General features: G+C 67.3%; 21 protein-coding genes and 1 pseudogene. 16 read left to right on the forward strand and 6 right to left on the reverse strand.

The genetic code is table 11. The features are described from left to right. Positions 1-12: 12 nt before the first annotated feature. The 6 genes and pseudogenes from C8261_RS07215 to C8261_RS07240 all read left to right on the forward strand — a co-directional run bounded on the left by C8261_RS07215 (position 13) and on the right by C8261_RS07240 (position 6,791). Positions 13-858, forward strand: coding sequence for an HlyC/CorC family transporter (locus tag C8261_RS07215; protein ID WP_107493002.1), 846 nt, complete (start codon positions 13-15; stop codon positions 856-858). Continuing rightward, positions 858-2,165, forward strand: a pseudogene (gene lnt / locus C8261_RS07220) (apolipoprotein N-acyltransferase); the annotation flags it as partial. The gene C8261_RS07215 and the pseudogene lnt, both read left to right, overlap by 1 nt. Before the next feature lie 240 nt (positions 2,166-2,405). Next, on the forward strand, positions 2,406-3,317 hold the full coding sequence (gene glyQ / locus C8261_RS07225) for a glycine--tRNA ligase subunit alpha (RefSeq protein ID WP_107493253.1): 912 nt from the start codon (positions 2,406-2,408) through the stop codon (positions 3,315-3,317). Beyond that, complete coding sequence (gene glyS, locus C8261_RS07230; RefSeq protein WP_107493003.1) at positions 3,317-5,416, forward strand: glycine--tRNA ligase subunit beta; 2,100 nt, start codon at positions 3,317-3,319, stop codon at positions 5,414-5,416. Before glyQ ends, glyS begins: the two co-directional genes overlap by 1 nt. A 10-nt stretch (positions 5,417-5,426) precedes the next feature. Beyond that, entirely contained in the window at positions 5,427-5,960 is a 534-nt protein-coding gene (gene gmhB, locus C8261_RS07235) for a D-glycero-beta-D-manno-heptose 1,7-bisphosphate 7-phosphatase (RefSeq protein WP_107493004.1), read from the forward strand. A 51-nt stretch (positions 5,961-6,011) separates the two neighbouring features. Further along, complete coding sequence (locus C8261_RS07240) at positions 6,012-6,791, forward strand: lysophospholipid acyltransferase family protein (RefSeq protein ID WP_107493005.1); 780 nt, start codon at positions 6,012-6,014, stop codon at positions 6,789-6,791. A gap of 101 nt (positions 6,792-6,892) precedes the next feature. Here the strand turns inward: C8261_RS07240 and C8261_RS07245 are convergent, their stop codons facing one another. The 3 genes from C8261_RS07245 to C8261_RS07255 form a co-directional block, all read right to left on the reverse strand. Beyond that, on the reverse strand, positions 6,893-7,459 hold the full coding sequence (locus tag C8261_RS07245) for a phasin family protein (RefSeq protein WP_107493254.1): 567 nt from the start codon (positions 7,457-7,459) through the stop codon (positions 6,893-6,895). Between the two features lie 327 nt (positions 7,460-7,786). Then, complete coding sequence (locus C8261_RS07250) at positions 7,787-9,214, reverse strand: DEAD/DEAH box helicase (RefSeq protein WP_107493006.1); 1,428 nt, start codon at positions 9,212-9,214, stop codon at positions 7,787-7,789. A gap of 206 nt (positions 9,215-9,420) precedes the next feature. Next, a complete protein-coding gene (locus C8261_RS07255; protein ID WP_107493007.1) occupies positions 9,421-10,452 on the reverse strand; it encodes an MBL fold metallo-hydrolase in 1,032 nt (343 codons plus the stop codon). A 136-nt stretch (positions 10,453-10,588) separates the two neighbouring features. Between C8261_RS07255 and ampD the strand changes: the two genes are divergently transcribed. Together ampD and C8261_RS07265 are read left to right on the forward strand one after the other, a co-directional pair. Next, complete coding sequence (gene ampD / locus C8261_RS07260) at positions 10,589-11,170, forward strand: 1,6-anhydro-N-acetylmuramyl-L-alanine amidase AmpD (RefSeq protein WP_107493008.1); 582 nt, start codon at positions 10,589-10,591, stop codon at positions 11,168-11,170. Positions 11,171-11,451: 281 nt separating this feature from the next. Next, on the forward strand, positions 11,452-12,150 hold the full coding sequence (locus C8261_RS07265; protein ID WP_107493009.1) for a transglycosylase SLT domain-containing protein: 699 nt from the start codon (positions 11,452-11,454) through the stop codon (positions 12,148-12,150). 49 nt (positions 12,151-12,199) lie between these two features. Here the strand turns inward: C8261_RS07265 and C8261_RS07270 are convergent, their stop codons facing one another. Together C8261_RS07270 and C8261_RS07275 are read right to left on the reverse strand one after the other, a co-directional pair. Beyond that, complete coding sequence (locus tag C8261_RS07270) at positions 12,200-13,378, reverse strand: pyridoxal phosphate-dependent aminotransferase (protein ID WP_268987176.1); 1,179 nt, start codon at positions 13,376-13,378, stop codon at positions 12,200-12,202. Between the two features lie 91 nt (positions 13,379-13,469). Then, positions 13,470-15,314, reverse strand: coding sequence for a phosphoenolpyruvate carboxykinase (GTP) (locus C8261_RS07275; protein WP_107493010.1), 1,845 nt, complete (start codon positions 15,312-15,314; stop codon positions 13,470-13,472). 237 nt (positions 15,315-15,551) lie between these two features. On the opposite strand from C8261_RS07275, the gene C8261_RS07280 reads away from it, so the two are divergent. The 3 genes from C8261_RS07280 (at position 15,552) to C8261_RS07290 (ending at position 20,106) form a co-directional block, all read left to right on the forward strand. After that, positions 15,552-17,825, forward strand: a complete 2,274-nt coding sequence (locus tag C8261_RS07280) for an NADP-dependent malic enzyme (RefSeq protein WP_107493011.1) — start codon at positions 15,552-15,554, stop codon at positions 17,823-17,825. 76 nt (positions 17,826-17,901) lie between these two features. Continuing rightward, a complete protein-coding gene (locus tag C8261_RS07285; protein WP_107493012.1) occupies positions 17,902-19,038 on the forward strand; it encodes a patatin-like phospholipase family protein in 1,137 nt (378 codons plus the stop codon). 159 nt (positions 19,039-19,197) lie between these two features. After that, positions 19,198-20,106, forward strand: a complete 909-nt coding sequence (locus C8261_RS07290; protein ID WP_107493013.1) for a serine hydrolase — start codon at positions 19,198-19,200, stop codon at positions 20,104-20,106. On the opposite strand, the gene C8261_RS07295 is transcribed toward C8261_RS07290, so the two are convergent. Next, complete coding sequence (locus tag C8261_RS07295) at positions 20,103-20,825, reverse strand: IclR family transcriptional regulator (RefSeq protein WP_107493256.1); 723 nt, start codon at positions 20,823-20,825, stop codon at positions 20,103-20,105. The genes C8261_RS07290 and C8261_RS07295 overlap by 4 nt on opposite strands. A 357-nt stretch (positions 20,826-21,182) precedes the next feature. Between C8261_RS07295 and C8261_RS07300 the strand changes: the two genes are divergently transcribed. The 5 genes from C8261_RS07300 to C8261_RS07320 are packed head-to-tail and all read left to right on the forward strand — an operon-like array spanning position 21,183 to position 26,773. Continuing rightward, positions 21,183-24,047 carry a monovalent cation/H+ antiporter subunit A gene (locus tag C8261_RS07300; protein WP_107493014.1) on the forward strand — a complete coding sequence of 955 codons (2,865 nt, stop codon included), beginning with the start codon at positions 21,183-21,185 and terminating at the stop codon, positions 24,045-24,047. Beyond that, positions 24,047-24,463 (forward strand): Na+/H+ antiporter subunit C, encoded by a 417-nt coding sequence (locus tag C8261_RS07305; RefSeq protein WP_107493015.1) that lies wholly within the window; start codon positions 24,047-24,049, stop codon positions 24,461-24,463. The genes C8261_RS07300 and C8261_RS07305 overlap by 1 nt, the downstream gene beginning before the upstream one ends. Then, positions 24,460-25,983 (forward strand): monovalent cation/H+ antiporter subunit D, encoded by a 1,524-nt coding sequence (locus C8261_RS07310; RefSeq protein ID WP_107493016.1) that lies wholly within the window; start codon positions 24,460-24,462, stop codon positions 25,981-25,983. Before C8261_RS07305 ends, C8261_RS07310 begins: the two co-directional genes overlap by 4 nt. After that, entirely contained in the window at positions 25,983-26,507 is a 525-nt protein-coding gene (locus C8261_RS07315; RefSeq protein ID WP_107493017.1) for a Na+/H+ antiporter subunit E, read from the forward strand. Before C8261_RS07310 ends, C8261_RS07315 begins: the two co-directional genes overlap by 1 nt. Then, a complete protein-coding gene (locus C8261_RS07320; RefSeq protein WP_107493018.1) occupies positions 26,504-26,773 on the forward strand; it encodes a K+/H+ antiporter subunit F in 270 nt (89 codons plus the stop codon). Before C8261_RS07315 ends, C8261_RS07320 begins: the two co-directional genes overlap by 4 nt. Positions 26,774-26,776: the final 3 nt, after the last annotated feature.

Raw genomic sequence — 26,776 nt, forward strand, 5'->3', positions numbered from 1 at the left:
CAACCACCCGACATGGACAGTTCCCCTAGCAAGCCCTCATTACTTGAGCGACTTTCGGCACTTCTGATGCGCGAGCCGGAAGATCGCGAACAACTCCTCGCGCTGCTTCACTCGGCCTTCGAGCGCAATCTGCTCGATGCCGATGCCCTGTCCATCATCGAGGGCGCCCTGCAGGTCTCCGACATGCAGGTGCGCGACGTGATGATTCCCCGTGCGCAGATGGACCTCATCCATCTCGACGATCCCATCGACAAGATCGCCGGTTTCGTCATCGATACCGCGCACTCGCGCTTCCCCGCCGTCGGCGATGGCAAGGACGACGTCGCCGGCATCCTGCTCGCCAAGGACCTGCTGCGCTACTTCGCCGGGCGCGAATTCGACCTGCGCGACATGCTCCGCCCCGCGGTCTTCGTGCCCGAATCGAAGCGCCTCAACGTGCTGTTGCGCGAGTTCCGCGTCAGCCGCAACCACATGGCCATCGTCGTCGACGAATACGGCGGTGTGGCCGGGCTGGTGACCATCGAGGACGTGCTCGAACAGATCGTCGGCGACATCGAGGACGAATACGACTTCGACGAGGCCGGCGACAGCATCCGCCTGGATGCGCAGGGGCGCTACCGCGTCAAGGCCACCACCGAGATCGTCGATTTCAACACCGCCTTCGACACCCATCTGTCCGACGAAGAGTACGACACCGTTGGCGGACTGGTCATCCGTCAGCTCGGGCGCCTGCCCAAGCGCGGCGAGAGCATCGTCGTCGAAGGGCTGAAGATCCAGGTGCTGCGCGCCGACAGCCGCCGTGTGCACACCCTGCTGGTGGAGCGCTGCGCGCCGCCGCCCGAGGCCGTCGGCGACTGATGCCGCTCGCCGCCCTGGCCAGCTTCCTTGCCGGCGCCCTCGCGGTGCTGGCCTATGCGCCGTTCGGGCTGTTCGTGCTCATCTTCCCGGCGCTGGCGGTGCTCGCCGCGGCGCTCGGGCGTGCGCAGCGCGTGCGCGGCGGTTTCCTGCTCGGTTTCCTCTGGGGGCTGGGTGCCTTTCTTGCCGGGGTGTCCTGGCTGTACGTCGCCCTCAACCGCTACGGCGGCATGCCGGCGCCGCTGGCGGGCTTCGCCATCGTGCTCTTCTGCGCCCTGCTGGCGCTCTTCCCGGCGCTCGTCGGGGCGCTCTTCGTGCGCCTGCGGCCGGCCGCCGGCACCCTTGCCCCCGCAGTCCTGTTTGCCGCCCTGTGGCTGCTCGGCGAGTGGCTGCGCAGCTGGGTGCTGACCGGCTTTCCGTGGCTGGCGGTGGGCTACACCCAGACTCCGCCCAGCCCGCTGGCCGGTTTCGTGCCGCTGCTCGGCGTCCTCGGTACCGGCGGCGTGGTCGCGCTGGTCGCCGCCCTGCTGGCCTTTACGCCCTGGCGCACGCTGCGGCGGGCGGGGCGCTCCGTGGCCGTGCTGGGCGCTGTGCTGGTGCTCGGCGGCGGGCTGGCGCGGGTGGCATGGAGCACACCGCACGGCGAGGCGCTGCGCGTCGCGCTGCTGCAGACCAACATCGAACAGGGGCTGAAGTGGCAGCCCGAACTCCTGCAGGACTGGCTGGAGGTCAATCTGCGCCTCGTCGCGGAGAATCCGGCCGAACTCGTGGTGTTACCCGAAACCACCTTGCCGCTGCTTGCCGAGCATCTCCCCGAAGGCTATCTGGAGCACCTGCAGGCACGCATGCGCGCCGCCGGCGGTGACCTCGTGCTGGGGGTGTTCACCCGCGATGGCGACGGGCGCATCCACAACGCTGCGATCAGCATCGGGGTCTCGCCCGCGCAGTGGTACGCCAAGCGCCATCTGGTGCCCTTCGGCGAGTACAGCCCGCCGCTGTTCGGCTGGTTCTACCGCCTTGCCGACATTCCGATGTCGAACCAGAGCCGCGGGCCGGCGAATCAGCCGCCGATGCAGCTCGGCGGGCAGCGGGTGGCGGTGAACATCTGCTACGAAGACCTCTTCGGTGCCGAGCTGCGGCACGCGCTGCCGGCGGCCACACTGATGCTCAATCTCTCCAATCTGGCCTGGTACGGCGATTCCTTCGCCCAGCCGCAGCATCTGCAGATTGCCCGCATGCGCGCGCTGGAGAGCGGGCGGCCAATGCTGCGCGCCACCAACACCGGGATGACCGCGGTGATCCTCCCCGACGGCGAGGTGCAGGCCGTACTGCCACCGTTTACTGCTGGCGCCCTGCATGCCGAAGTGCGTGGCTACCAGGGACTCACGCCCTATGCGCGCTGGGGTGACTGGGCTGCCGTGCTGCTCGCCGTGCTCGGTGCCGCGCTGGCGCTGCGCTGGCGCTGCGCTACGGGCGAACCCCGCGCGCTGCCAAATGCCAGTAAAATCGACGTCTTTGCGTTCGCAGCGCGGCAGGCGCCGCCCGAGACCATGTCCCTTCAGAAACCGACCTTCCAGCAAGTCATCCTGACGCTCCAGCAATTCTGGGGCGAGCGCGGCTGCGTGCTGCTCCAGCCCTACGACCTCGAAGTGGGGGCGGGCACCTCGCACACCGCCACCTTCCTGCGCGCCATCGGCCCCGAGCCGTGGAATGCCGCCTACGTGCAGCCTTCGCGCCGCCCCAAGGACGGCCGCTATGGCGAGAATCCCAACCGCCTGCAGCACTACTACCAGTATCAGGTGGTGCTCAAGCCCTCGCCGCTCAACATCCAGGAGCTCTACCTCGACAGCCTGCGCGCGCTGGGTATCGACCCCAATGTGCACGACATCCGCTTCGTCGAGGACGACTGGGAGAACCCCACCCTGGGAGCCTGGGGACTGGGCTGGGAAGTGTGGCTGGACGGCATGGAGGTGACCCAGTTCACCTACTTCCAGCAGGTCGGCGGGCTGGATTGCAAACCGGTGCTCGGTGAGATCACCTACGGCCTGGAGCGCCTGGCGATGTACCTGCAGGGCGTGGAAAACGTCTATGACCTGACCTGGGCGGTGTATCCGGACGGCTCGAAGGTCACCTACGGCGACGTCTATCACCAGAACGAGGTCGAGCAGTCGAAGTACAACTTCGAGCACTCGAATGTCGATTTCCTCTTCTCGCTGTTCGGCAACTACGAGTCCGAGGCCAGGCGCCTGATGGAAGCGGGTCTCGCCCTGCCGGCCTACGAGATGGTGCTCAAGGGTGCGCACACCTTCAACATGCTCGACGCCCGCGGTGCCATTTCGGTGACCGAGCGCGCCGCCTATATCGGCCGCATCCGCAACCTGTCGCGCGCGGTGGCGCAGGCCTATTTCGAATCCCGCGAAGCGCTCGGCTTCCCGATGCTGAACAACAAGGAGACCGTGTGATGAGCGCCACCACCCATCGCGCGACCCTGCTGGTCGAACTGCTCACCGAGGAACTGCCGCCCAAGGCCCTGCCGCGCCTGGGCGAGACCTTCGCCGCGAAGATCGTCGAAGGCCTCAAGGCCAAGGGCTTGGCCGCCGATGCGGCGGTCAGCCGCTGCTACGCCAGCCCGCGCCGCCTGGCGGTAACGGTTGCCGACGTCGCCGCCGAAGGCGCGGCGAAGGAAGTCACCGAAAAGCTGATGCCGGTATCGGTGGCGCTGGACGCCGACGGCAGGCCCACCCCCGCGCTGCTCAAGAAGATGGAGGCGAAGGGTATTGCGGCCGACGCTGTGGCGGGTTTCGAGCGCCGCATGGACGGCAAGGCCGAAGCGCTGTTCCACACTGCGCTGGTTCCCGGCGCAAAACTCGCCGAAGTGCTCGCCGGCATCGTCCAGGATGCGGTGAAGGCCCTGCCCATTCCCAAGGTGATGCGCTGGGGCGATGGCGATGCGACCTTCGTGCGTCCGGTGCACAAGCTCACCCTGCTGCATGGCGCCGAGGTGGTGCCGGGTCGCGTCCTCGATCTCGACGCCGGGCGGACGACGCGCGGGCATCGCTTCATGAGCCGCGGCGACATCGACATCGCCAGCGCCGAGGCCTACGAGCCTACCCTGCTCGCCGAGGGCAAGGTCATTCCGTGCTTCGCCGAGCGCCGCGCCGACATCGACCGCCAGTTGCGCGGTGAAGCCGCCCGCCAGGGTGCGCAGCTCGGCGAGTACGCCGACCTGCTCGACGAGGTCAGCGCGCTGGTGGAGCTGCCGACGGTCTTCGTCGGCGAGTTCGAAGCCGAGTTCCTTGCCGTGCCGCAGGAATGCCTGATCCTGACGATGCGCGCCAACCAGAAGTATTTCCCCCTCTTCGACACCGACGGCAAGCTGCTCAACCGCTTCCTCATCGTCTCCAACATGCGCCCGGCGGACCCCACCAACATCATCACCGGCAACCAGCGCGTGGTGCGTCCGCGCCTGTCCGACGCGCGCTTCTTCTTCGAGCAGGACAAGAAGCAGAAGCTCGCTGCCCGCCTGCCGCGCCTGGCGCCGGTGGTCTATCACAACAAGCTCGGCAGCCAGCTCGAACGCGTTGAGCGTCTGGAAGCGCTCGCCGGCACCATCGCCACCCGCCTGCACGCCGATGCGGCGGCGGCCAGCCGCGCCGCGCGTCTGGCGAAGGCCGACCTGGTCAGCGACATGGTGGGCGAGTTCCCCGAGCTGCAGGGCATCATGGGGCGCTACTACGCGCTCGCCGACGGCGAGGGCGAAGTGGTCGCCGACGCCATCCAGGCTCACTACCAGCCGCGCTTTGCCGGCGATGCCCTGCCCGCGGGCAATGTTGCCGCCGCCGTGGCGCTGGCCGACAAGCTCGATGCGCTGGTCGGCTTCTTCGGCATCGGCATGGTGCCCACCGGCGACAAGGATCCCTTTGCGCTGCGCCGCGCGGCGCTGGGGGTGTTGCGCATCCTGATGGAGACGCCGCTGCCGCTCGAGCTGCCGGCGCTGATCGCCGCCGCCGCAGCCGGCTTCAAGCCCGGCCTGCTCACTGCCGAGGGTTTCGCCGCGCAGCTCGAGGAGTTCATGCTCGAACGCCTCCGCCATCTCCTGCGTGAGAGCGGCCGCGACGTTGCGGTGATCGACGCGGTGCTGGCGCTCAAGCCCGCGCGCATCGACCTGGTGCCGGCCAAGCTCGCCGCCGTGGAAGCCTTCCGTGCGCTGCCCGAGGCCGAGGCCCTGGCCGCAGCCAACAAGCGCATCGTCAACATTCTCAGGAAGGCCGCGGTCAGTCCCGGCGAGCCCGACATCGCGCTGCTGCAGGAGGAGGCCGAGAAGGCGCTCTTCCATCAGGTGGTGGAGGTCGCCCCGCTGCTGCGCTCTCATGTCGACAACGAGAATTACACCGAGGCGCTGTGCGTGCTCGCCGGTTTGCGCGAGGCCGTCGACCGCTTCTTCGACGGTGTCATGGTGATGGCCGAGGAGCCGCTCACCCGCGCCAACCGGCTGGCGCTGCTCAACCAGCTCGCCGGGCTGATGAACCGCGTCGCCGACATCTCCCGCCTGTCCGCCTGAGGGCCCTGCCGTGAAGCTGATCATCCTCGACCGCGATGGCGTCATCAACTACGACTCCGACCAGTTCATCAAGTCGCCCGAGGAGTGGAAGCCCATCCCCGGCTCGCTGGAAGCCATCGCCCGCCTCAATCAGTGGGGCTGGCGGGTGGTGGTGGCTTCCAATCAGTCCGGTGTCGGGCGTGGCCTGTTCGGCATGGATACCCTCAACGCCATCCACGAGAAGATGGTCAAGAGTCTGGCCCAGGTCGGCGGCCGTCTCGATGCGATCTTCTTCTGCCCCCACGCGGCGGACTCCACCTGCGATTGCCGCAAACCGCGGCCGGGCATGCTGGTGCAGATCTCTGAGCGCTTCAACATTCCGCTGGCCGGCGTGCCGGTGGTCGGCGACAGCCTGCGCGACCTGCAGGCTGGCGTGGCGGTGGGCTGCAAGCCCTATCTGGTGCTCACCGGCAAGGGCCAGAAGACCCATGAGGATCCTGAACTGCCGGCGGGTACGCTGATCTACCCGGATCTGGCCACGGTGGTCGCCGACCTCATCGCCTGAACGGGGTCTCGCGGCCCGTTCCCTCCTGACCTAGCGCGGAATACCGACAACGTGTTCGTCCTTCGCTCCATTCTCTTTGCCATCGTCCTGGTGGTGGTGACGCCGCCCTACGCCCTGTTCGGCTTCCTCACCTTTCCGCTGCCTGCGCGCATGCGCCACCGCATCATCACCTCGTGGGCGCCGCTGGTGAATTGGTTCATCTGGCATCTGCTGGGCATCCGCTACCGCGTCATCGGCGCCGAGAACATCCCCGCCGGCCCGGCGGTGATCCTTGCCAAGCACCAGTCGGCGTGGGAGACCATCGCCCTGCAGGTGATCTTTCCGCCGCTGTGCTACGTGCTCAAGCGCGAGCTGCTGCGGGTTCCCTTTTTCGGCTGGGGGCTGGCGCAGATCCCCGGCATCGCCATCGACCGCAAGGCCGGCAAGGATGCGCTTGCGCAGGTGGTCGAACAGGGGCGGGCGCGCCTCGGCGAGGGCTACTGGGTGGCGGTGTTCCCCGAAGGTACCCGGGTGGCGCCGGGAACGACGCGGCGCTACAAGATTGGTGGCGCCTTCCTTGCCCGCCGCGCCGGCGTGCCGGTGGTGCCGGTGGCCCACAACGCCGGCGAGTTCTGGCGGCGCAATGCCTTCTTCAAGCGCCCGGGCGAGATTGTCGTCAGCATCGGCCCGCTGATCGAGGTCAAGGGACGCAAGGTCGAGGCCATCAACCGTGAGGCGGAGGAATGGATCGAGGGCGAGATGCTGCGCCTCTTTCCTCATCATTACGCCGCCAACGGTGGCGTCGCGAAGGTGCTCAGCGGCGCCGGTGAGGAAGCCGCACCGCGCTCCTGAAGGCTGATGGCATCATGCGCCGCCCGGCGCAGGCGCAGCGCGCACAAAAAAAGACCCCGCCATCAGGCGGGGTCTTTTACCGTCAGGGGACTCGCCTTTGATCAGGCGGCCTTCTTGGCGGTGGTCTTGGTGCCGGTGCTGACGGCCTTCACGGTGGCGTTGGTCGCGGCGGCCACGTTGGCTTCGGCGATCTCGGCGACCTGCTTGGCGGCCTTGCTCATGCTGTCGTAGGCGCTGTTGGCGGCGGCGATGGCGGACTTGACGGCAGCCACGGCGACGTCGGAACCGGCGGGAGCGGACTTGGCAGCCTTGTCCAGCGCGGAGGCGACACCCTTGTTCAGCTCGGCAACCTGGCCTTCCAGCAGCTTGGAGACTTCTTCCTGGCTCTGGGAGGTGATTTCATACACGTTGCGGGCGTAGGCCACGGCCTTCTCGACCAGCGGCTGGGCCAGGGAGGTCTGCAGGTTGATGAATTCCTGCGCGTCCTTCACGGTCAGCAGCGCCTTGGTGTTGGCAACGCTGTCTTCCAGGATGGAGCGGGCGGTGTTCAGGTTCAGGGCGGCGAGGCGCTCGGCGCTGGCGAAGGCGGTGTTGGCCAGGGTCAGCAGGGTTTCGATGTTGGCCTTGTTGCTGGCGGCGAACTGTTCGGGGGTAGCAAACATGTGGATCTCCTCGGTTGAATGCGGACTTGCTTCAATGCAGCAAGCCCGGGTTTTCGTGCTGCGCTGCATCATGGTCTCGATTATAGGCAGTCAGGTCTTGATGTCAAGTCCTTTATGGTGCACTGCACAATAGAGTTTGGGTGTTCTGATTCAGTCTCTTACGGAATTCTTGCGGGCTGTTCTGGAGCGCTTGCAGCAAGGGCTTCAGAAGTGTCAATGTATGACATGGGGTTTTTCTGTGATGCCGATTCTGCTGCAGCATGGCGTGGATGTGTTGCAACAAAATGAAAAGGCCGGCGTGGTCGCCGGCCGTACTTTTGGGGCGGGGCGTGCTCAGCGGCCGCCGCCACCCTTGGCGCCGAGCAGGGCGGCGCGCTGGGCCTGGCGTGGCGCGGCATGGTCGGGCCTGCGCGCAGGGACAGGTTGCTGGCGGCCGTGACCGCCTTCGCTGCTTGCTGCCGGTGTCCGCGGCTTGTTGCGCGACGGGGTGCCGTGAGCTTCGGCGCGCGGCGCCGGGCGGGCGTGCTTGCCCTGGGCTGCGGGGCGCTTGCCGTCCTGACGTGCGCGCGGGGCATTGCGCGGCGGACGCTCATCGCCATTGTCGGGCTCGCCGGTAGGCACGAAGCCGGTGGCTACGGCACGCTCGATCCTGCGTTTGATGAGGCGCTCGATGGCGGCCAGCAATTTCATCTCTTCGCCGTCCACCAGCGATACCGCGGCGCCGCTGGCGCCCGCGCGCCCGGTGCGGCCGATGCGGTGCACATAGTCCTCCGGCACGTTGGGCAGTTCGAAGTTCACCACCTGCGGCAACTGGTCGATGTCCAGACCGCGTGCGGCGATGTCGGTGGCGACCAGTACCGGCAGGCTGCCGTCCTTGAACTCCGCCAGCGCGCGGGTGCGTGCCGACTGACTCTTGTTGCCGTGGATGGCGGCGGCCGGGATGCCGTGCTTGCCGAGGTACTCGGCGAGCTTGTTGGCGCCGTGCTTGGTGCGCGTGAACACCAGTACCTGCTCCCAGGCATTCTGCTTGATCAACCAGGCGAGGAGCTCGCGCTTCTGCTTCTGGCCGATGGCGTAGACCGACTGGTCGACCAGTTCGGAGGCGGTGTTGCGGCGCGCGACCTCGACGCAGCCCGGGTTGTGCAGCAGGCCGTTGGCGAGCTCGCGGATTTCGTCGGAGAAGGTGGCGGAGAACAGCAGGTTCTGGCGCTTCTTCGGCAGTAGCGCGAGGATCTTGCGGATGTCGCGGATGAAGCCCATGTCGAGCATGCGGTCGGCCTCGTCGAGGACGAGGATGTCGACGCCCGAGAGATCGAGGGTCTTCTGGCCGACATGGTCGAGCAGGCGCCCCGGGGTGGCGACGAGGATGTCGACGCGCTTCTTCAGTGCGGCGATCTGCGGGTTGATGCCGACCCCGCCGAACATCACCATCGAGGTCAGCGGCAGATGCTTGCCGTAGGTCTGCACCGACTCTTCGACCTGCGCAGCGAGTTCGCGCGTCGGGGTGAGGATGAGGCAGCGCGGCCGTCCGGCGGTACGCGGATGGACGTGCTCGGCGGCCAGGCGGTGGAGCACCGGCAGGGTGAAGCCGGCGGTCTTGCCGGTACCGGTCTGCGCGGCGGCGAGGAGGTCGCCGCCGCCGAGGACCTGCGGGATGGCCTGGGCCTGGATGGGCGTGGGCGTGGTGTAGCCGGCTTCCGAAATGGCGCGCAGCAGGGGTTCGGCCAGCCCGAGGCTGGCGAAATCGTTTTGGTTCGACATGTAAGGATGTGCTCCAGCGACGGCCTGTCGCGCGCAATGGGCGACACCAATCGGGGCTGGCGGGACGAGGGCCGGCAAAGGATGGCGCCGGCCGGGGTGAAGAGGATTGATGCCGGTGCAGCGATTGGTGGCTGCGGGCAAGCGGCGGATTGTACGGGAATCGCTGCGCAGGTGGGGAAAAAGCGTCGGTGGCTGGCGCCGCGCTCTCAGAAGGCTTCCTTCTCCGCTTCCAGGTAGGCGAGGCTGATGTACTTGCCGATGTTGGCCTCGAAGCCCAGGGTCTCCGCGGCCTTGCCGGCCACGCGCGGGTCGGCGAGCACCGCTGCGCGCGCCGCCTCCATGCTGTCGCCGTTCTCCACCGCTTCCACGCAGCGCTCCCAGATTCCTTCGAACAGGCTGCGGTTCCAGTCCAGAACGCCGGCCCCGGCGTGTCCGTGGCCGGGCACCCAGATGCGCGATGCAGCGTTGGCCTCGAGGGCATCGTAGTAACGGAACGTGCCGGGGTAGGAGCCGTCGTCCATGTTGGCGATGCGGCGGTCCATGGCGACGTCGCCGGCATAGGTGAGGCGGTCCTCGACCGCTTCCAGGCAGATGTCGCCGGGAGTGTGGGCGGTGCCGTAGTGATGCACGCGCAGGGTGAGGTCGCCGAAATCGAACTCGGCGCCGTGGGCGACCTCGTGCGTGGGGGCGACGATGCGGGTGCCGGCGGTGGCCTGGTTGGTCCACCGCTCGAGCAGGCTGCGCCACAGATTGCCCTGCACGCCGAGGATCTCGGTGCGCGTGTGGGGGTGGGCGTAGATCGGCAGCTCGGTTCCGTAGGCCTCCGCGAAGGCGTGGTTGGCCAGCCAGTGGTCGCCGTGGTAGTGGGAGTTGAACACCGCCACCACGGGGCGCTCGGTGAGCCTGCGGATCTGCCGGATGACCATTTCGCCGATCTGCACCGAGCCGCCGGGGTCGAGCATCACCACCCCCTTGCGGGTGATGGCGAAGGTGACGTTGCACATCATCCCCTGGTTCTCCGGGGTGGGGAAGCCGTCCTCAGCATAGATCATCCAGACGTGCTCGGAGAGTTGTCGGGGAGCAATGTCGGGGACTGGCGGACCCTTGATGAAGTCATCGAGGTCATCGGCGAAGGCACTCACCGCCGGCCACAGCGCGGCTGTCGCGGAGGCGCCCGCGGCGGCGACGCCGAATTGCAGGAAGCGGCGGCGGTCGAGGCGGGCGGACGAAGTGGGCATGGTCTGTCTCCTTGGCATCTGTGGCTCTGAGAGCATATTACCGAATTGCGATTGAGCCGGGCGGACTCGGCAGGAAGGGCGCGGCGCAGGATAATGGCGACTGCCGGAGGGTGGCGGCGATCAGCGGAGGGGCGGGATGAAGAAGGTCGAAGTGGGGGACATCGTCGATGGCTGGGTCACTGGCGCGCGCCGGGTGCCGTCGCCGAACTGCGACGCCCGTCCGGCCGGTGGTGCGATCGATCTGGTGGTGATCCATGCCATCAGCCTGCCGCCCGACGAGTTCGGCGGCAGCGCGGTGGAAGAGTTGTTCACCAACAGTCTCGACTGCACCGTCCATCCCTACTACGAGAGGCTGCGCGATCTGCGGGTGTCGGCACACTTCTTCATCCGCCGTGACGGGGAACTGCTGCAGTTCGTGCCGGTCCATGCGCGGGCGTGGCATGCTGGGGCGTCGTGCTGGCAGGGGCGCGAGCGCTGCAACGACTTTTCCCTCGGCATCGAGCTCGAAGGCTGTGACAGCCGGCCTTTCGAGGATTGCCAGTACGACCGCCTTGCGGGCCTGCTGGCACTGTTGCGCAAGGCCTGCGGTGTTGCGGCGATGGCCGGTCATGCCGACATCGCGCCGGGGCGGAAGACCGATCCCGGCCCCCATTTCGACTGGGAGCGCCTGCAGGCTGCGCTTGCTGCCAGAACGGTGTGTTTGACAAAGGCGATATAAATCAATATCATCCGAAATTGCTGCATTGCAGCAAGTCAAATCACTGGTTTCCGGTACGGTTGCACCGCGGCACAAGCCCGCGGTGGGCGGGCAGACAAGTCGCCGCCCGTACCGCGGTGGTCCGCCCGCCTCCTGTGCGCGCGGATCAGTCACGACTGACGACCATCGCCCTGTCGCCGCTGAGCATCCGCGGCGGGCTTCGCACCCATTGTGTCGATCCGGCCCCTCCGGGGCGGGTCTGCGGGTGCCTTGCGGGGGCGTGGCCACAGCACGGAGGACGCATGAAACAGGCAACAACCCGCTTTACCCGCTTCGCCCATGGCGCCGGGGCGTTCGCCGCCCGTCTGGTGCACGGTGCGCTGCTCAGCGCCGGCATGCTGGCACTGGCCATCTTTGCCGCCAGCCATCTCGATGGCGACGCCCACAATCCCCTCGATGCGGCACTGTCCGAAGCGCATGCGGTGCCACTTGATGCCGCCCCCTACTTTGACGATGCCGCTCCGGCCCTTGAACTGTCGGCCGAGATGCTGCGGGTGCGCGACTACGTCGCACGCCGCTATCGCGTCTCCGCGGTGGCGCTGGAGCCGGTGCTCGCTGCAGCGGAGGAGAGTGCGCGCGAGATCGGTGTCGACCCGCTGCTGGTGGTGGCGGTGATTGCCGTCGAGTCGAGCTTCAACCCCTTCGCCGAAAGCCACGTGGGCGCACAGGGGCTGATGCAGGTGATTCCCCGCTTCCACATGGACAAGATCGGCGACGAAGCGGGCGAGGATGCGCTCTTCGATCCGATGCTCAACGTGCGTGTCGGTACCCTGGTGATTGATGAAGGCCTGCGCCGCTATGGCAGCCTGCAGGCGGCGCTGCAATACTACGGCGGCGCCCGCAGCGATCCCACCGCGGCCTACTACCGCAAGGTGATGGCGATGAAGCAGCGCCTGCAGACTGCAGCGGGGCGCAGTGCGACGGCGAGCGCCGACGCCTGAGAACGCGGACGCAGGGCGCGCCTGCTGACTCTGCGCGCGCTGCCGACGTTTACCCCGCCAGCACCGTGCGCATGCGTGCGCAGGCTTCGAGCAGGCGTTCGCTGCGGGTGGTGTAGGCCAGGCGCAGGTGGCGGCGTGGCAGGTGCTCACCGAAGTCGAGGCCGGGGGTGGTGGCTACGCCTGCCTCTTCGATCAGGCGGCGGGCGAGGGTGGCACTGTCCGCTGCCAGTGTGCCGATGTCCGCATAGATGTAGAAGGCGCCCTGCGGTTCGCTGGCAATGCCGAAGCCGAGTTCGTGCAGGGCCGGCAGGAGGACGTCGCGGCGCGCGGCGAACTCTGCCCGCCGCGATTCGAGGATGTCCACCGTGGCAGGTTCGAAGGCTGCCAGGGCAGCGTGCTGGGCGGGGGTGGAGGCGGCGATGAAGAAGTGCTGGGCGAGTTTCTCGATCTCGCGGGTCCAGCGCTGTGGCACCACCAGCCAGCCGAGGCGCCATCCGGTCATGCCGAAGTACTTGGAGAAGCTGTTGACCACGAACAGGTCGTCGGCTTCGGCGAGTGCGGGCTGCGCCAGCACGGTGGTGGCCGGCAGGCCGTAAGTGAGACCCTGGTAGATCTCGTCGACGAGCAGGATGCCGCCGCGGGCGTGGCTCACCGCATGCAGCGCGGCGAGTTCGCCGGCGTCGAGCACGGTGCCGGTGGGATTGCCCGGGGTGGCGACCATGAGTCCGCGGGTGGCGGGCTGCCAGGCGGCGGCGACCTGCTCGGGAGTGGGCTGGTAGCGTTGTGCCACATTGACCGGCAGGGCGCGTGCACGGCCTTCGACGCTGCGTACCAGATGGCGGTTGGAAGGGTAGCCGGGGTCGGGCAGCAGCCACTCGTCGCCGGGATCGGTGGCTGCGGCGAGGGCCAGCATCAGCGCGCCGGAAGCGCCCGGGGTGACGATGATGCGCTCGGCGGCGACGGCGGCACCGAAGCGCTCATGGTAGAAGCGCGCGATGGCTTCGCGCAGCGCCGGCAGGCCGAGAGCCGGGGTGTAATGCACGGCGCCGCTGGCGACGAAACGGCAGGCAGCATCGACGATGGGCTGCGGTGTGGGGAAGTCGGGCTCGCCGACTTCCATGTGGATGATGTCGCGGCCCTGGGCTTCCAGTTCGCGCGCGCGGCGCAGCAACTCCATGACGTGAAAGGGCTGGATGTCGGCCATGCGGCGGGCGGGGCGGAAGGCCACGTTGCGCTCCTCGAAGATGGGGCGGAAAACAAAAAGCGCCGGCCGTGGCCGACGCTTCCGGGGCGTGCCGGCGTTGTGCCGGCAGGCGGGGTCAGACCGACATCGTCAGTTCGAGCAGTTCGCGCTTCAGCACCAGTTGGCGCGGCAGGCGGTCCTGCAGCCTGTCGAACCACTCCTTGTGCGAGGCGAACTCGGTCTTCCACGCATCGGCGTCGATCTGGGTGAGGGCCTCGAACTCTTCGCGGCTGAGGTCGCAACCGCTCCAGTCGAGATCCTCGAAGCGCGGCATCCAGCCCAGCGCGGTTTCCTTGGCGGCGACCTTGCCCTTGACGCGGTCGACGATCCACTTCAGTACGCGCATGTTGTCGCTGAAGCCGGGCCACATGAATTCGCCCTTCTCGTTCATGCGGAACCAGTTCACGCAGAAGATCTTCGGGGTGTTCTCGATCACATGACCCATGCGCAGCCAGTGGTTGAAGTAGTCACCCATGTGGTAGCCGCAGAAGGGCAGCATGGCGAAGGGGTCGCGACGCACCACGCCTTGCGCGCCGAAGGCGGCGGCGGTGGTTTCCGAGCCCAGGGTGGCGGCCATGTAGACGCCGAAGTTCCAGTTGAAGGCCTGGTACACCAGCGGCACCGTGGTGGCGCGGCGGCCGCCGAAGATGAAGGCCGAGATCGGCACGCCGGCGGGGTCTTCCCAGGCCGGGTCGATCGACGGGCACTGGCTTGCCGGGGCGGTGAAGCGGGCGTTGGGGTGGGCGGCCTTGCGGCCGGTTTCCCTGGCGATCTCGGGCGTCCAGTCCTTGCCCTGCCAGTCGACGAGGTGGGCCGGGGCTTCCTTGCTCATCCCTTCCCACCACACGTCGCCGTCGTCGGTCAGTGCGACGTTGGTGAAGATGATGTTCTCCTTCAGCGTCGCCATGGCGTTGTAGTTGGTCTTTTCGGAGGTGCCGGGGGCGACGCCGAAGTAGCCGAACTCGGGGTTGATGGCGCGGAAGGTGCCGTCCGGGCCGGGCTTGATCCAGGCGATGTCGTCGCCGACGGTGGTGATCTTCCAGCCGTCGAAGGTCTTCGGCGGGATCAGCATGGCGAAGTTGGTCTTGCCGCAGGCCGACGGGAAGGCGGCGGCGACGTAGCTCTTCTCGCCCTCGGGAGATTCGACGCCGAGGATCAGCATGTGCTCGGCCAGCCAGCCTTCGTCACGCGCCATGGTGGAGGCGATGCGCAGCGCGAAGCACTTCTTGCCGAGCAGGGCGTTGCCGCCGTAGCCCGAGCCGTAGGACCAGATCTCGCGCGTTTCGGGATAGTGCACGATGTACTTGGTGTCGGGGTTGCACGGCCAGCGGCTGTCCTTCTCGCCCTGGGCGAGCGGGGCGCCGACGGTGTGCACGCAGGGCACGAACTCGCCATCGGTGCCGAGCACTTCGATGGCGCCCTTGCCCATGCGGGTCATGATGCGCATGTTGGTGACGACGTAGGGGCTGTCGGAGATTTCCACGCCGATGTGGGCGATCGGGCTGCCCAGCGGACCCATGGAGAACGGGATCACGTACATGGTGCGGCCGTGCATGCAGCCCTTGAAGAGGCCGTTGAGCGTCTCGCGCATCACCGCCGGGTCTTCCCAGTTGTTGGTGGGGCCGGCGTCTTCCTTGCTCTGCGAGCAGATGAAGGTGCGGTCTTCGACGCGGGCGACGTCGGAGGGGTCGGACCAGGCGAGGAAGGAGTTCTTGCGCTTTTCCGGGTTGAGCTTGATCAGCATGCCGGACTCGACCATCTCGGCGCACAGGCGGTCGTATTCCTCCTGCGAGCCGTCGCACCACACAACCTGATCGGGCTCGGTGAGCGCGGCGATCTCGGCGACCCACTGCTTCAGGCCTTGGTGGCGGACGTAGTCGGGGGCGGCGGCCAGGGCGGCCTCGGCAAAGCGTTGGGTCATGGCGAAGTGCTCTCCAGGTTGCGGGTACTGAAACCTTCCCCGTCGGTCGGGCGGCACAGCGTGCGGCCGGCGGGCTGCAGGCCGTGCTGTAATGCGCCTGCAGTGCCAGTTGCGGAAATTACTAGGGTAAACCGCAGTCGGCGAAAGCCTAATATTATGCCACGGAGCAGAAGCGGACGAAAAGGGTAGCAATCGACCGCCTCCGTAACCACAGAACAGACAAAGGACGGAGCACACATGGATGAGCTGATACGCGCTGCTGCACTGGATTACCACCGCCACCCGCGGCCGGGGAAGATTTCGGTGACCCCCACCAAGCTGCTGACCAACCAGCGCGACCTCTCGCTGGCTTACTCGCCGGGTGTGGCGGCGGCCTGCGACGCCATCGTCGAGGATCCCGGCCAGGCTGCGGAGTTGACTGCGCGTTCCAACCTCATCGGCGTGGTCACCAACGGTACCGCTGTGCTCGGTCTGGGCAACATCGGCCCGCTGGCGGCCAAACCGGTGATGGAAGGCAAGGGCGTGCTGTTCAAGAAGTTCGCCGGCATCGACGTCTTCGACCTGGAGATCAACGAGCCCGACGCCGACAAGCTGATCGACATGATCGCCGCACTGGAGCCGACCTTCGGCGGCATCAACCTTGAGGACATCAAGGCGCCGGAGTGCTTCTACATCGAGTCGAAGCTGCGCGAGCGGATGAAGATCCCGGTTTTTCACGACGACCAGCACGGCACCGCCATCGTCGTCGGTGCGGCCATCCTCAACGGCCTGCAGATGCAGGGCAAGGCCCTCGACAAGGTCAAGGTGGTGACCTCCGGGGCCGGTGCCGCGGCGCTGGCCTGCCTGGGGCTGCTGGTCAAGCTCGGTGTACCGGTGGACAACATCTGGGTGAGCGACATCGAGGGTGTGGTCTATGAGGGCCGCACCGTCCTGATGGACCCGATCAAGGCGCGTTACGCCAAGAAGACCGAGGCGCGCAAGCTGGCCGAGATCATCGAGGGGGCCGATGTGTTCCTCGGGCTCTCCGCCGGCGGCGTGCTGAAGGGCGAGATGGTGGCGAAGATGGCTGCCAATCCCTTGATCCTGGCGCTTGCCAACCCGACTCCGGAAATCCTCCCGGAGGAGGTCAAGGCGGTGCGCGACGACGCCATCATCGCCACCGGGCGCTCGGACTACCCCAACCAGGTCAACAACGTATTGTGCTTCCCGTTCATCTTCCGCGGTGCGCTGGACGTGGGGGCAACCACCATCACCGACGAGATGCAGCTTGCCGCGGTGCGCGCGATTGCCGAGCTGGCGCGCGTCGAGCAGAGCGACATCGTTGCCGCGGCCTACGGCGAGAAGGTCAGCGGTTTCGGGCGCGACTACATCATCCCGCGGCCCTTCGATCCGCGCCTGATCGTCAAGATCGCCCCGGCGGTGGCCGAGGCGGCGATGGCCTCCGGGGTAGCGACGCGGCCGATCAGCGACTGGGATGCCTACCGCAGTCAGCTCAACAACTTCGTCTGGCATTCGGGCCTGATCATGAAGCCGGTGTTCGCTGCCGCACGGCGCAACCCGAAGCGGGTGATCTTCTCCGAGGGCGAATCCGAGAAGGTGCTGCGCGCGGTGCAGCAGGTGGTCGACGAGGGGCTGGCGCGCCCCATCCTCATCGGCCGTCCCGAGGTGATCCGCCACAACATCGAACGTTTCGGCCTGCGCATGACGGTGGAGCGCGACTTCGAACTCGTCAATCCGGATGCCGATGCGCGCTTCAACGAACTCTGGCAGCACTACCACGGCCTCATGGAGCGCCGCGGGGTGTCGGTGGAGTACGCCAAGAAGGAAGTGCGCCGTCGTACGACCTTGATCGGCACCCTGTTGCTCAAGTTCGGCTACGGCGACGGGCTGATCTGCGGCACCTACGGCATGCACCGCCTGCACCGCGAGTTCGTCGAGACCGTGCTGGGCCGCCGCGAGGGGGTCAACAACCTGTACACGGTGAATCTGCTCAGCCTGCCGGGGCGCACGCTGTTCCTCGCCGATACCTACGTGAACTACGACCCCACGCCCGAGCAGGTGGTGGAGATGACCCTCCTCGCTGCCGAGGAGATGCAGCGCTTCGGCGTCGCGCCGCGGGTGGCGCTGCTGTCGCATTCGTCCTTCGGCTCGGCCGATTCGCCGACCGCCGAGAAGATGCGCCTGGCGCGCCAGATGCTGCACGAGCGCCATCCGGAGCTGCCGGTGGAAGGCGAGATGCACGGGGATTCGGCCCTCGACGCCAAGCACCGCCTGCAGATCTTCCCCAATGCGAAGATGCGCGAGGATGCCAACCTGCTCATCTTCCCGACCCTGGATGCTGCCAACATCGCCTTCAACCTGCTCAAGAACGCCGCAGGCGAGGGCATGACCGTCGGCCCCATCCTCCTCGGTGCCTCCAAGCCGGTGCATATCCTCACCCCTTCGGCGACGGTGCGGCGGATCATCAACATGACTGCGCTGACCGTGGTCGAGGCCGCCCACCAGGAGTGATCCGCCCCTGCCACGCTGGCGGCACCTATCCCGGCGGGTTAGGATGTGCCGGCGGCGTGGCGGGGAGGCGAGGACGATGACGGCAGGGGGGGGCAGGACGGCGCTGGTGCTCACCGGCGGTGGAGCCCGTGCGGCCTATCAGGTCGGCGTGCTGAGTGCCATCCGCGAACTGCGCGGGCAGGCCGTGGGCAATCCCTTTCCCATTCTGTGCGGCACCTCCGCCGGTGGCATCAATGCCGCTGCGCTGGCGGTGTTTTCCGCTGATTTCAACGCTGCGGTGCGTAAACTGGCGTGGATCTGGCGCAACTTTCACGTCGAGCGCATCTACCGTACCGACGCCGCGGCGCTCTTTGGCACCGGCCTGCGCTGGGGGGCGGCGCTGACCCTGGGCTGGGCAGTGCGCCAGACCCCGCGTTCGCTGCTCGACAACAGTCCGCTGCGCGCCCTGCTGGAGCGCGTGCTCGATTTCTCCGCCATCGGGCGGGCGATCTCCGCCGGGCATCTGCACGCGCTCAGCGTGGCAGCCTCCGGCTACACCTCGGGTGAGAGTCTGGCCTTCTTCGAAGCCGCCGCCGGGGTGCAGCCGTGGCGGCGGGCGCAGCGCGTGGGGATGCGCACGCAACTGGGCGTCGATCACCTGATGGCGTCGAGTGCCATCCCCTTCCTGTTTCCAGCGGTGCACATCCACCGCGAGTACTTCGGTGACGGCTCCATGCGCCAGCTGGCGCCGATCAGCCCGGCGATCCATCTGGGCGCCGAACGCATCCTGGTGATCGGCGCCGGCCGCCTCGCCGAGGAAGGGCGTCAGCGCACCGAGAGCTATCCGTCGCCGGCACAGATCGCCGGTCACGCGCTGTCGAGCATCTTCCTCGACAGTCTGGCGATGGATCTCGAGCGCCTGGAGCGCATCAACACCACCGTCAGTGCGCTTACGCCGGCGCAGCGCGAGGCTGCGGGCATCGGCCTGCGACCGATCGAGACGCTGGTGATCGCCCCGTCGCAGCGTCTGGATGCCATGGCCGGACACCACCGCCGCACTCTGCCGCCCCTGCTGCGCACCCTGCTTGGCGGTGTCGGGGCGATGCGGCGCGAGGGATCGGTGCTGCTTTCGTACCTCCTCTTCGAACCCGGCTTCACCCGTGCGCTTATGGAGCTGGGCTATTGCGACACGCTCGCACGCCGGCAGGAGGTTGTTGATTTTTTGCGCTTATGAGCGCGGGGGAGTTCATCCCAATGGGGTGGCGGATGTTTTCCGTAAGGGAAGGAAAGACGGTCTTTCGTGATTCATTTCTGCGAATCAACTTCAAAAAGACTTGATATCTTCCTATTTTTATTAAGAATAACGGAAAGCGCATCTTCCCCAGGTCTGGTCATGAAGCTCCGTTCCCTGCTCTCCACACTGCTCAGTCTGGGCTGCTTCCATGCCGCCCAGCCTGTCGCGGCCGACCCCGCCGCGGCAGTGGTCAGGACCACCGCGGCGATTCCCGGGATCGATGCACGCTCGCTGCCCGCGCTGGGATCGACGGCCTTTGCCATTGCCCACCAGAACAGTGGCGAACTGATCATCGAGCGCGGTGCCGACCGCGTGCTGCCGATTGCCTCGATCACCAAGCTGATGACGGCGATGGTGGTGCTCGACGCCGGTCTCGGTCTCTCCGAGGGGCTCACCGTCACCCGTGCCGACATCGATACCCTCAAGGGCACCGGCTCGCGCCTGCCCATCGGCGCCCGCCTGAGCCGCGAGCAGATGCTGCTGCTCGCCCTGATGTCGTCGGAAAACCGCGCCGCTTCTGCGCTGGCGCGCCACTACCCGGGTGGGGAGGTTGCCTTCATTCGCGCGATGAACGTCAAGGCGCGCCTGATCGGCCTTGACGACACGCGCTTCTTCGACAGCACCGGCCTCGATCCGCGCAATGTCTCCAGCCCGCGTGACCTCGTCCGCCTGGTGGCCGCCGCCGCGGCCTATCCCCTGATCCGCGAGTTCTCTACCGCCGATGAGCGCGACGTCCGCGTCGGCAAGGGCAGCCTGCGCTACGGCAACAGCAACAGCCTGGTGCGCAGCCCGGAATGGCAGATCGGCCTGTCGAAGACCGGTTTCATCCGCGAGGCCGGCCGTTGCCTGGTGATGCAGGCGTGGATGGAGGGCGAGCCGGTGATCATCGTGCTGATGAACGCCGACAGCCGCTGGGTGCGCAATACCGACGCCAACAAGCTGCGTGAGTGGCTGCAGGGCGTGGGCGTGCAGCGCATCGCCCTGGCTGGCGTGGCGGGCGGCGGTTAACGCCTGACGTAACCGAGCGCGCGCGAGATCTCGTCGGCGGTTTCGCGGATCAGCGGCGCCCAGTCCGGATTGAAGCGCTCCGACGGGGTTGACAGCGACAGGCCGGCGACCAGCTCGCCACCGTCGTCGCGGATGCCGGCAGCAATGCAGCGCACCCCCGTCTCCACTTCGTCGAGGTCGAAGGCGACACCATGACGGCGCACCTTGTCGAGTTCCTTTTCGAGGGCCGGCAGGGTGGCAATGGACGTCGGCGTGGACGCCGGCAGCCCGGTGCGGCGGGCATAGTCGCGCACCTTCTCGGCGCCGTCCTCGACCAGGAAGAGCTTGCCGGTGGCGGTGGTGTGCAGCGGCGCGCGTGCGCCGACGATGTGCACCACGCGCACCGCAGAGCGCCCGCTGGATGTGCGCTCGACGTAGACGATCTGGTCGCCGTCGCGGATGCCGAGGTTCACGCTCTCACCGGTGGCGGCATGCAGCTTGAGCATCGACGGCATCGCCGTTTCACGCAGCGAGATGCGCGACTTGACCAGGCTGCCCAGTTCCAGCAGGCGGATGCCGAGCCGATAGACGCCGGGTTCGGTGCGCTCGACGAAGCCGCTCTGGGTCATCGCGCCGAGGATGCGGTGGGCGGTCGACGGGTGCAGACCGGTGTCCAGCGCAAGCTGCTTGAGAGCGGCGGGATCGGGATGGCGGGCGAGGGCGTCAAGCAGCTTCATCATGCGCTCGATGACCTGGATTGGGTTCTTGGCTTCGCTGGCGCCTGTCGCGGGCGCTCTGGTCTTGCTGGCTGGCACTTTGATCCTGCGGGTCGGAGTAACGTGCGAATGTTAGCCGCCCGGCCTGATTTCGCCTAGTGAAATGCGTGATGGGTGGAGAAATGCCCCGTCACAGGATCAATAACCACTGTGATATTGTGGATTTACATGGCTCGGATGTGAGGGCTGCCGATTTCGGTGGTCTCCATCAGGGGTCGCCGATATACTTTTGCGCCATAGTGCCCGGTCAAGCCGGGCCTTGTCTTGTGCGGCCGCGCCAGCGCAGCCGTGCGCTCCGAATACCGACGGGATTCTCTGCCCATGAGTCTTGCCCTCATCGTCATCCTGCCCTTCCTCGGCGCGATGCTGCCGGCGTTGATGATCCGCGCCGGGCGCAACGCCTGCGCGCTCGCCACCGGCACCGCGACCCTGTTGGCCTTTGCCCTGCTGCTTGTGCATGCCCCGGCGGTGGTGCTGCGCGGCGAGGTCGTGCAGGCCGGCTGGCAGTGGTTGCCGGGGCTGGGGCTGAACGTCAATTTCTTCCTCGACGGTCTCGGTTTCCTGTTCGCCACGCTGATCCTCGGCATCGGCCTGCTGATCATCATCTACGCCCGCTTCTATCTGGCCAAGGAAGACCCGATGGGCAGCTTTTACAGCTACCTGCTGCTCTTCCAGGGCGCCATGGTGGGCATCGTGCTGTCCGACAACATCCTGCTGCTGCTGGTGTTCTGGGAGCTCACCAGCCTGTCGTCCTTCCTCCTCATCGGCTACTGGAAGCACCTGCCGGAAGGCCGCCAGGGCGCGCGCATGGCGCTCACCGTGACCGGCGCCGGCGGGCTGGCGATGATCGCCGGGATGCTGCTCCTCGGTCATATCGCCGGCTCCTACGACCTCTCGGTGATCCTCCAGCACGGCGAGGCGATCCGCGAATCGGAACTCTACCTGCCGGCGCTGGTGCTGATCCTTGCCGGCTGCTTCACCAAGAGCGCGCAGTTTCCCTTCCATTTCTGGCTGCCGCACGCGATGGCCGCGCCCACCCCGGTGTCGGCCTATCTGCACTCGGCCACCATGGTGAAGGCTGGCCTCTTCCTGATGGCGCGCATGTGGCCGGTGCTGGCCGGCACCGAGGCGTGGTTCTACCTGGTGGCCACGGCCGGCCTGCTGACCATGGTGATCGGTGCCTTCATCGCGCTCTTCAAGGACGACCTCAAGGGCCTGCTGGCCTACTCCACGGTCAGCCATCTCGGCCTGGTGACCATGCTGTTCGGCTTCGGCACGCCGATGGCGGCGGTGGCCGGGGTGTTCCACATCATCAACCACGCCACCTTCAAGGCCGCGCTGTTCATGAACGCCGGCATCGTGGACCACGAGGCCGGCACGCGCGACATCAGGCGTCTCGGCGGGCTGGTGTTCCTGATGCCGATCTCGGCCACCCTGGCCACCCTGGCCGCGGCCTCGATGGCCGGCCTGCCGCTGCTCAACGGCTTTCTCTCCAAGGAGATGATGCTGCACGAGGCCGCGCATACCGCCTGGGCCGGGCAGGGCTGGCTGGTGCCGCTGCTGGCCACGGTCGGCGCGCTGTTCTCGGTGGCGTATTCCTTCCGCTACATCCTGCACGTATATTTCGGCCGCCGCCGCGACGACTATCCGCATCCGCCGCACGATCCGCCGGCCGGCATGTGGCTGCCGCCCGCGCTGCTGGTGGTGCTGGTGGTGCTGATCGGCCTGTTCCCGGAGACCATGGCCGGCACCCTGGTGCGCGCTACCGCCGCTGCGGTGATCGGCGGGCCGGTGCCGGACTTCCATCTGTCGATCTGGCACGGCTTCACCCCGGCGCTGGGCATGTCGGCGGTGGCGGTGGCGGTCGGCCTGCTGCTCATCCTGTCCTACCCGCGGGTGCGCGCCTTGTGGCAGGCCGGACCGCACCCGGAAGCCAAGGCGATGTTCGATGCCACGCTGGGCGGCGCGCTGGCGCTCGCCCAGCGCTTCACCCACGGCCTGCACAACGGTTCGTTGCAGCGCTACCTGGCCTTTGCCGTCGCGGCCATGGTACTGGCCGGTTTCGTCGCCTTCTCCGGTGCGCCGCATGAGGCCGGCACGCGCGCCTTGCTGCCGATGCAGCCGGTTGCGGTGGTAGCCTGGGTGTTGCTGCTCGGCGGCTGCATGCTCACCGTGGTGTTCTTCCGCAAGCGCCTGCTGTCGGTGCTGGTGGTGGGCACCGTGGGCCTGATCGTGTGTGTGGCCTTCATCTACCTCTCCGCACCGGACCTCGCGCTGACGCAGATATCGGTGGAGGTCACTACGGTGATCCTGATCCTGCTCGCCCTCTACTTCCTGCCCAAGGAAAGTCCGGTGAGCAGCACGGTGCGCGCCCAGCCGCTGCGCCACCTGCGCGACGCGCTACTGGCGCTGGCGGCCGGCGGCGGCATGGCAGCGGTGAGTTGGGCGATGATGACCCGCGACGGTGTGTCGCTGTCCGACTACTACCTGGAGAACTCGGTGAGCGGCGGTGGCGGCACCAACGTGGTCAACGTGATCCTGGTGGATTTCCGCGGCTTCGACACCTTTGGCGAGATCATCGTGCTGGGCATCGCCGCGTTGGCCATCTTCGCGCTCCTCGACGGAGCGCTGCACGGCCGCGTCGGCCGCCGTCTGAGCGCGTGGACGCCGGACCTGCCGGTGTCGGTCGACCGCCACCCGATCATCATGGTGGTGGCCACCCGGGTGATGCTGCCGCTGGCACTGCTGGTCGGCGCCTACATCTTCCTGCGCGGCCACAACCAGCCCGGCGGCGGCTTCATCGCTGCGCTGGTGGTGTCGATCGCGCTGATCATGCAGTACATGGCGAGCGGCTTCGCGTGGGCGGCGCAGCGCGTGCGGGTGAAGTACCACGCCATGATCGGCGGCGGGGTGCTGGTGGCGGTGGCCACCGGCGTCGGCGCCATGGTGCTCGACCGTCCTTTCCTCACCTCGGCCTTCACCCACGTGCACCTGCCGGTAGTGGGCGAGTTTGAGCTTGCCAGCGCAATGGCCTTCGACGCCGGCGTATTCCTCACCGTGGTCGGTGCGGTGATGCTGGCGCTGGCCAATCTGTCGCGCATGGGGCGGTGGACCGCGCACCGTCCGGTCAACAAGATGGCGATGGACGTCGATCCTAGCGCCGCGCCATACAGGGAGCATCACTGATGGAATTCCTCATTGCCACCGCGATCGGCGCGATGACCGCCGCCGGCATCTACCTGGTACTGCGCGCCCGCACCTTCCCGGTGATCATCGGCCTCTCGCTGCTCACCTACGCCACCAACCTGTTCCTCTTTGCCACCGGCCGCCTGGCGGTCAATCTGCCGCCGGTGATCAGCGGTGAGGCTGTGGCCTATACCGATCCATTGCCGCAGGCGCTGGTGCTGACCGCCATCGTGATCTCCTTCGGCATGACCGCGGTGATCGTGGTGATGGCGCTGCGCGCCTACTTCGAGACCGGCAATGACCACGTCGACCTGCCCGGCGAGGCCTCGCCCGAGGCCCGCGAGGACGACTGGAAGCTGCTCGGCCGCAAGCAGGGCGATGGCCCGCGCCAGTCCGTTGTCGAGGAGCGCGCATGAACCACTGGCTGATTCTGCCCATCCTGCTGCCGGCGGTGCTCGGTGCGCTGCTGGTCGTTGCCGCGCGCCACGACGCGCTGCTGTCGCGGGTGTTCTCGGTGGCCTCCTGCGTGCTGCTGCTGATCGTCGGCCTGGTGTTGCTGGGAATGGCGAGCGACGGCAGCATCCGCGTGTATGCGCTGGGCGACTGGGTGGCGCCCTTCGGCATCGTACTGGTGCTCGACCGCCTCTCGGCGCTGATGCTGGTGCTCACCGCGCTGCTCGGCCTGGGTGTGCTGCTCTACGCCGTGGGCGGCTGGGACGAGCGCGGCAAGCACTTCCATCCGCTCTTCCAGTTCCAGTTGATGGGGCTCAATGGTGCCTTCCTCACCGGCGACTTCTTCAATCTCTTCGTCTTCTTCGAGATCCTGCTGATCGCCTCCTACGGCCTCATGGTGCATGGCGGCGGCGGGCTGCGGGTGAAGGCCGGCGTGCAGTACGTGGTCACCAATCTGGTCGGTTCCTCGCTGTTCCTCATCGCCGTGGGGCTGATCTACAGCGTCACCGGCACGCTCAACATGGCCGACCTGGCGCTCAAGGTGCCGCAGGTGCCGCCCGCCGACCAGGCCTTGCTGCAGACCGGCGCGGTGCTCCTGTTGCTGGTGTTCGGCGTCAAGGCGGCGCTGGTGCCGCTGCACTTCTGGCTGCCCGGTACCTATGCCAACGCCCCCGGGCCGGTGGCGGCGCTGTTTGCCATCATGACCAAGGTCGGGGCCTATTCCATCATCCGCCTCTACGTGCTGGCCTTCGGCGAGCAGGCCGGCGAGGCCGCCTGGCTGGCCGCGCCCTGGCTGCTGCCGGCCGGCCTGCTGACCCTGGTGATGGGCATGACCGGCGTGTACGCCGCGCGCAGCCTGGGCCAGATGGCCAGCTTTGCGGTGATCGGCTCGATGGGCATGCTGCTCGCCACGGTGTCGGTGTTCACCCCGCAGTCGCTCAGTGCCGCGCTGTACTACCTGCTGCATTCCACGCTGGCGGCGGCGGCGCTGTTCCTCGTCGTCGATCTGGTCGCCGAGCGCCGCGGGATGCTGCGCGACCGCCTCGCGCTGGCGCCGCGCTTTGCCCAGGGCACACTGATCGCCGGGTTGTTCTTTGCCGCCGCCATCGCCATGGCCGGCATGCCGCCGCTGTCCGGCTTCCTCGGCAAGCTGCTGGTGCTCGACGCGGTGCGCAGCCATTCGCAGGCGGTGTGGTTCTGGGCGCTGATCCTGTCCACCTCGCTGATCGCCATCGTCGGCTTCGCGCGCGGCGGCAGCCTGGTGTTCTGGAAAAGCCATGCGCTGGAAACGTCTGCGGCGGCCAGCCGCCGTCCGGCGGCGGTGCTGCCCTTCGTTGCAGTGGGCGGCCTGCTTGCTGCCCTGGTGGTGCTGACGGTGGCCGCTGGCCCCGTGCATGCCTGGCTGGAACTCGCCGCGGCGCAGATCTTTGCGCCCAGCGGCTACATCGAAGCGGTGCTGGGCACCGCCAAGGGAGGGCAGTGATGGCCGACAAAGCCGAAATCGACAAGCGCAGCTTCCTGCAGCGCTGGCTGCCGCACCCCTTGCTGACCGTCGTGCTGATCGCGCTGTGGATGCTGCTGCTCAACAGTTTCAGTGCCGGCGGCCTGGTGATGGGCGCGTTGCTCGGGGTGGTGATTCCCATCATCACCAGCAATTTCTGGCCCGAGCGGCCACCGGTGAAGGCCTATGGCAAGGCGGTGTCCTATATGGCACTGGTGGCCTGGGACGTGGTGGTGGCGAACATCGAGGTCGCGCGCCTGATCCTCTTCCGCCCTGTCGACCAGTTGAACGTGCGCTGGGTTACCGTGCCGCTGGAACTGCGCTCGCCAGAAGCCATCACCGTACTCGCCGGCACCATCACCATGACACCGGGCACGGTGTCCTGCGACCTCTCGGCCGACGGCCGCAGCCTGCTGGTGCATTGCCTCGACGCGCCCGACGCCGAGGAGGCGGTGCGGCAGATGAAGGAACGCTACGAGTCCCGTCTGAAGGAGATCTTTCCGTGATCGAACATGCCCTCACCTTCGGTTATGTCGCGGTGTCGATCGCCGTGCTGCTCAACCTGTGGCGCCTGCTGCGCGGACCGTCGCTGATGGACCGCGTGCTGGCGGTGGACACCATGGTGATCAACGTCATCGCGCTGATCATCCTGTTCGGCATCCAGCAGCGCACCACGGTGTTCTTCGAGGCCGCGCTGCTCTTCGCCATGTTCGGTTTCATCTCCACCGTTGCCTACTGCCGCTTCATCCTGCGCGGCGACGTCATCGAGTGAGGC

It is taken from the genome of Pseudothauera lacus (genome assembly GCF_003034845.1).
GTDB lineage: Bacteria > Pseudomonadota > Gammaproteobacteria > Burkholderiales > Rhodocyclaceae > Pseudothauera > Pseudothauera lacus.

Bases quoted from the DNA above. Each gene is read 5' to 3' on its own strand.
- C8261_RS07215 (WP_107493002.1), top strand. From the start codon at position 13: ATGGACAGTTCCCCTAGCAAGCCCTCATTACTTGAGCGACTTTCGGCA.
- glyQ (WP_107493253.1), top strand. From the start codon at position 2,406: ATGTCCCTTCAGAAACCGACCTTCCAGCAAGTCATCCTGACGCTCCAG.
- glyS (WP_107493003.1), top strand. From the start codon at position 3,317: ATGAGCGCCACCACCCATCGCGCGACCCTGCTGGTCGAACTGCTCACC.
- C8261_RS07250 (WP_107493006.1), bottom strand. From the start codon at position 9,214: ATGTCGAACCAAAACGATTTCGCCAGCCTCGGGCTGGCCGAACCCCTG.
- C8261_RS07255 (WP_107493007.1), bottom strand. From the start codon at position 10,452: ATGCCCACTTCGTCCGCCCGCCTCGACCGCCGCCGCTTCCTGCAATTC.
- ampD (WP_107493008.1), top strand. From the start codon at position 10,589: ATGAAGAAGGTCGAAGTGGGGGACATCGTCGATGGCTGGGTCACTGGC.
- C8261_RS07265 (WP_107493009.1), top strand. From the start codon at position 11,452: ATGAAACAGGCAACAACCCGCTTTACCCGCTTCGCCCATGGCGCCGGG.
- C8261_RS07275 (WP_107493010.1), bottom strand. From the start codon at position 15,314: ATGACCCAACGCTTTGCCGAGGCCGCCCTGGCCGCCGCCCCCGACTAC.
- C8261_RS07280 (WP_107493011.1), top strand. From the start codon at position 15,552: ATGGATGAGCTGATACGCGCTGCTGCACTGGATTACCACCGCCACCCG.
- C8261_RS07285 (WP_107493012.1), top strand. From the start codon at position 17,902: ATGACGGCAGGGGGGGGCAGGACGGCGCTGGTGCTCACCGGCGGTGGA.
- C8261_RS07290 (WP_107493013.1), top strand. From the start codon at position 19,198: ATGAAGCTCCGTTCCCTGCTCTCCACACTGCTCAGTCTGGGCTGCTTC.
- C8261_RS07295 (WP_107493256.1), bottom strand. From the start codon at position 20,825: ATGATGAAGCTGCTTGACGCCCTCGCCCGCCATCCCGATCCCGCCGCT.
- C8261_RS07300 (WP_107493014.1), top strand. From the start codon at position 21,183: ATGAGTCTTGCCCTCATCGTCATCCTGCCCTTCCTCGGCGCGATGCTG.
- C8261_RS07305 (WP_107493015.1), top strand. From the start codon at position 24,047: ATGGAATTCCTCATTGCCACCGCGATCGGCGCGATGACCGCCGCCGGC.
- C8261_RS07310 (WP_107493016.1), top strand. From the start codon at position 24,460: ATGAACCACTGGCTGATTCTGCCCATCCTGCTGCCGGCGGTGCTCGGT.
- C8261_RS07315 (WP_107493017.1), top strand. From the start codon at position 25,983: ATGGCCGACAAAGCCGAAATCGACAAGCGCAGCTTCCTGCAGCGCTGG.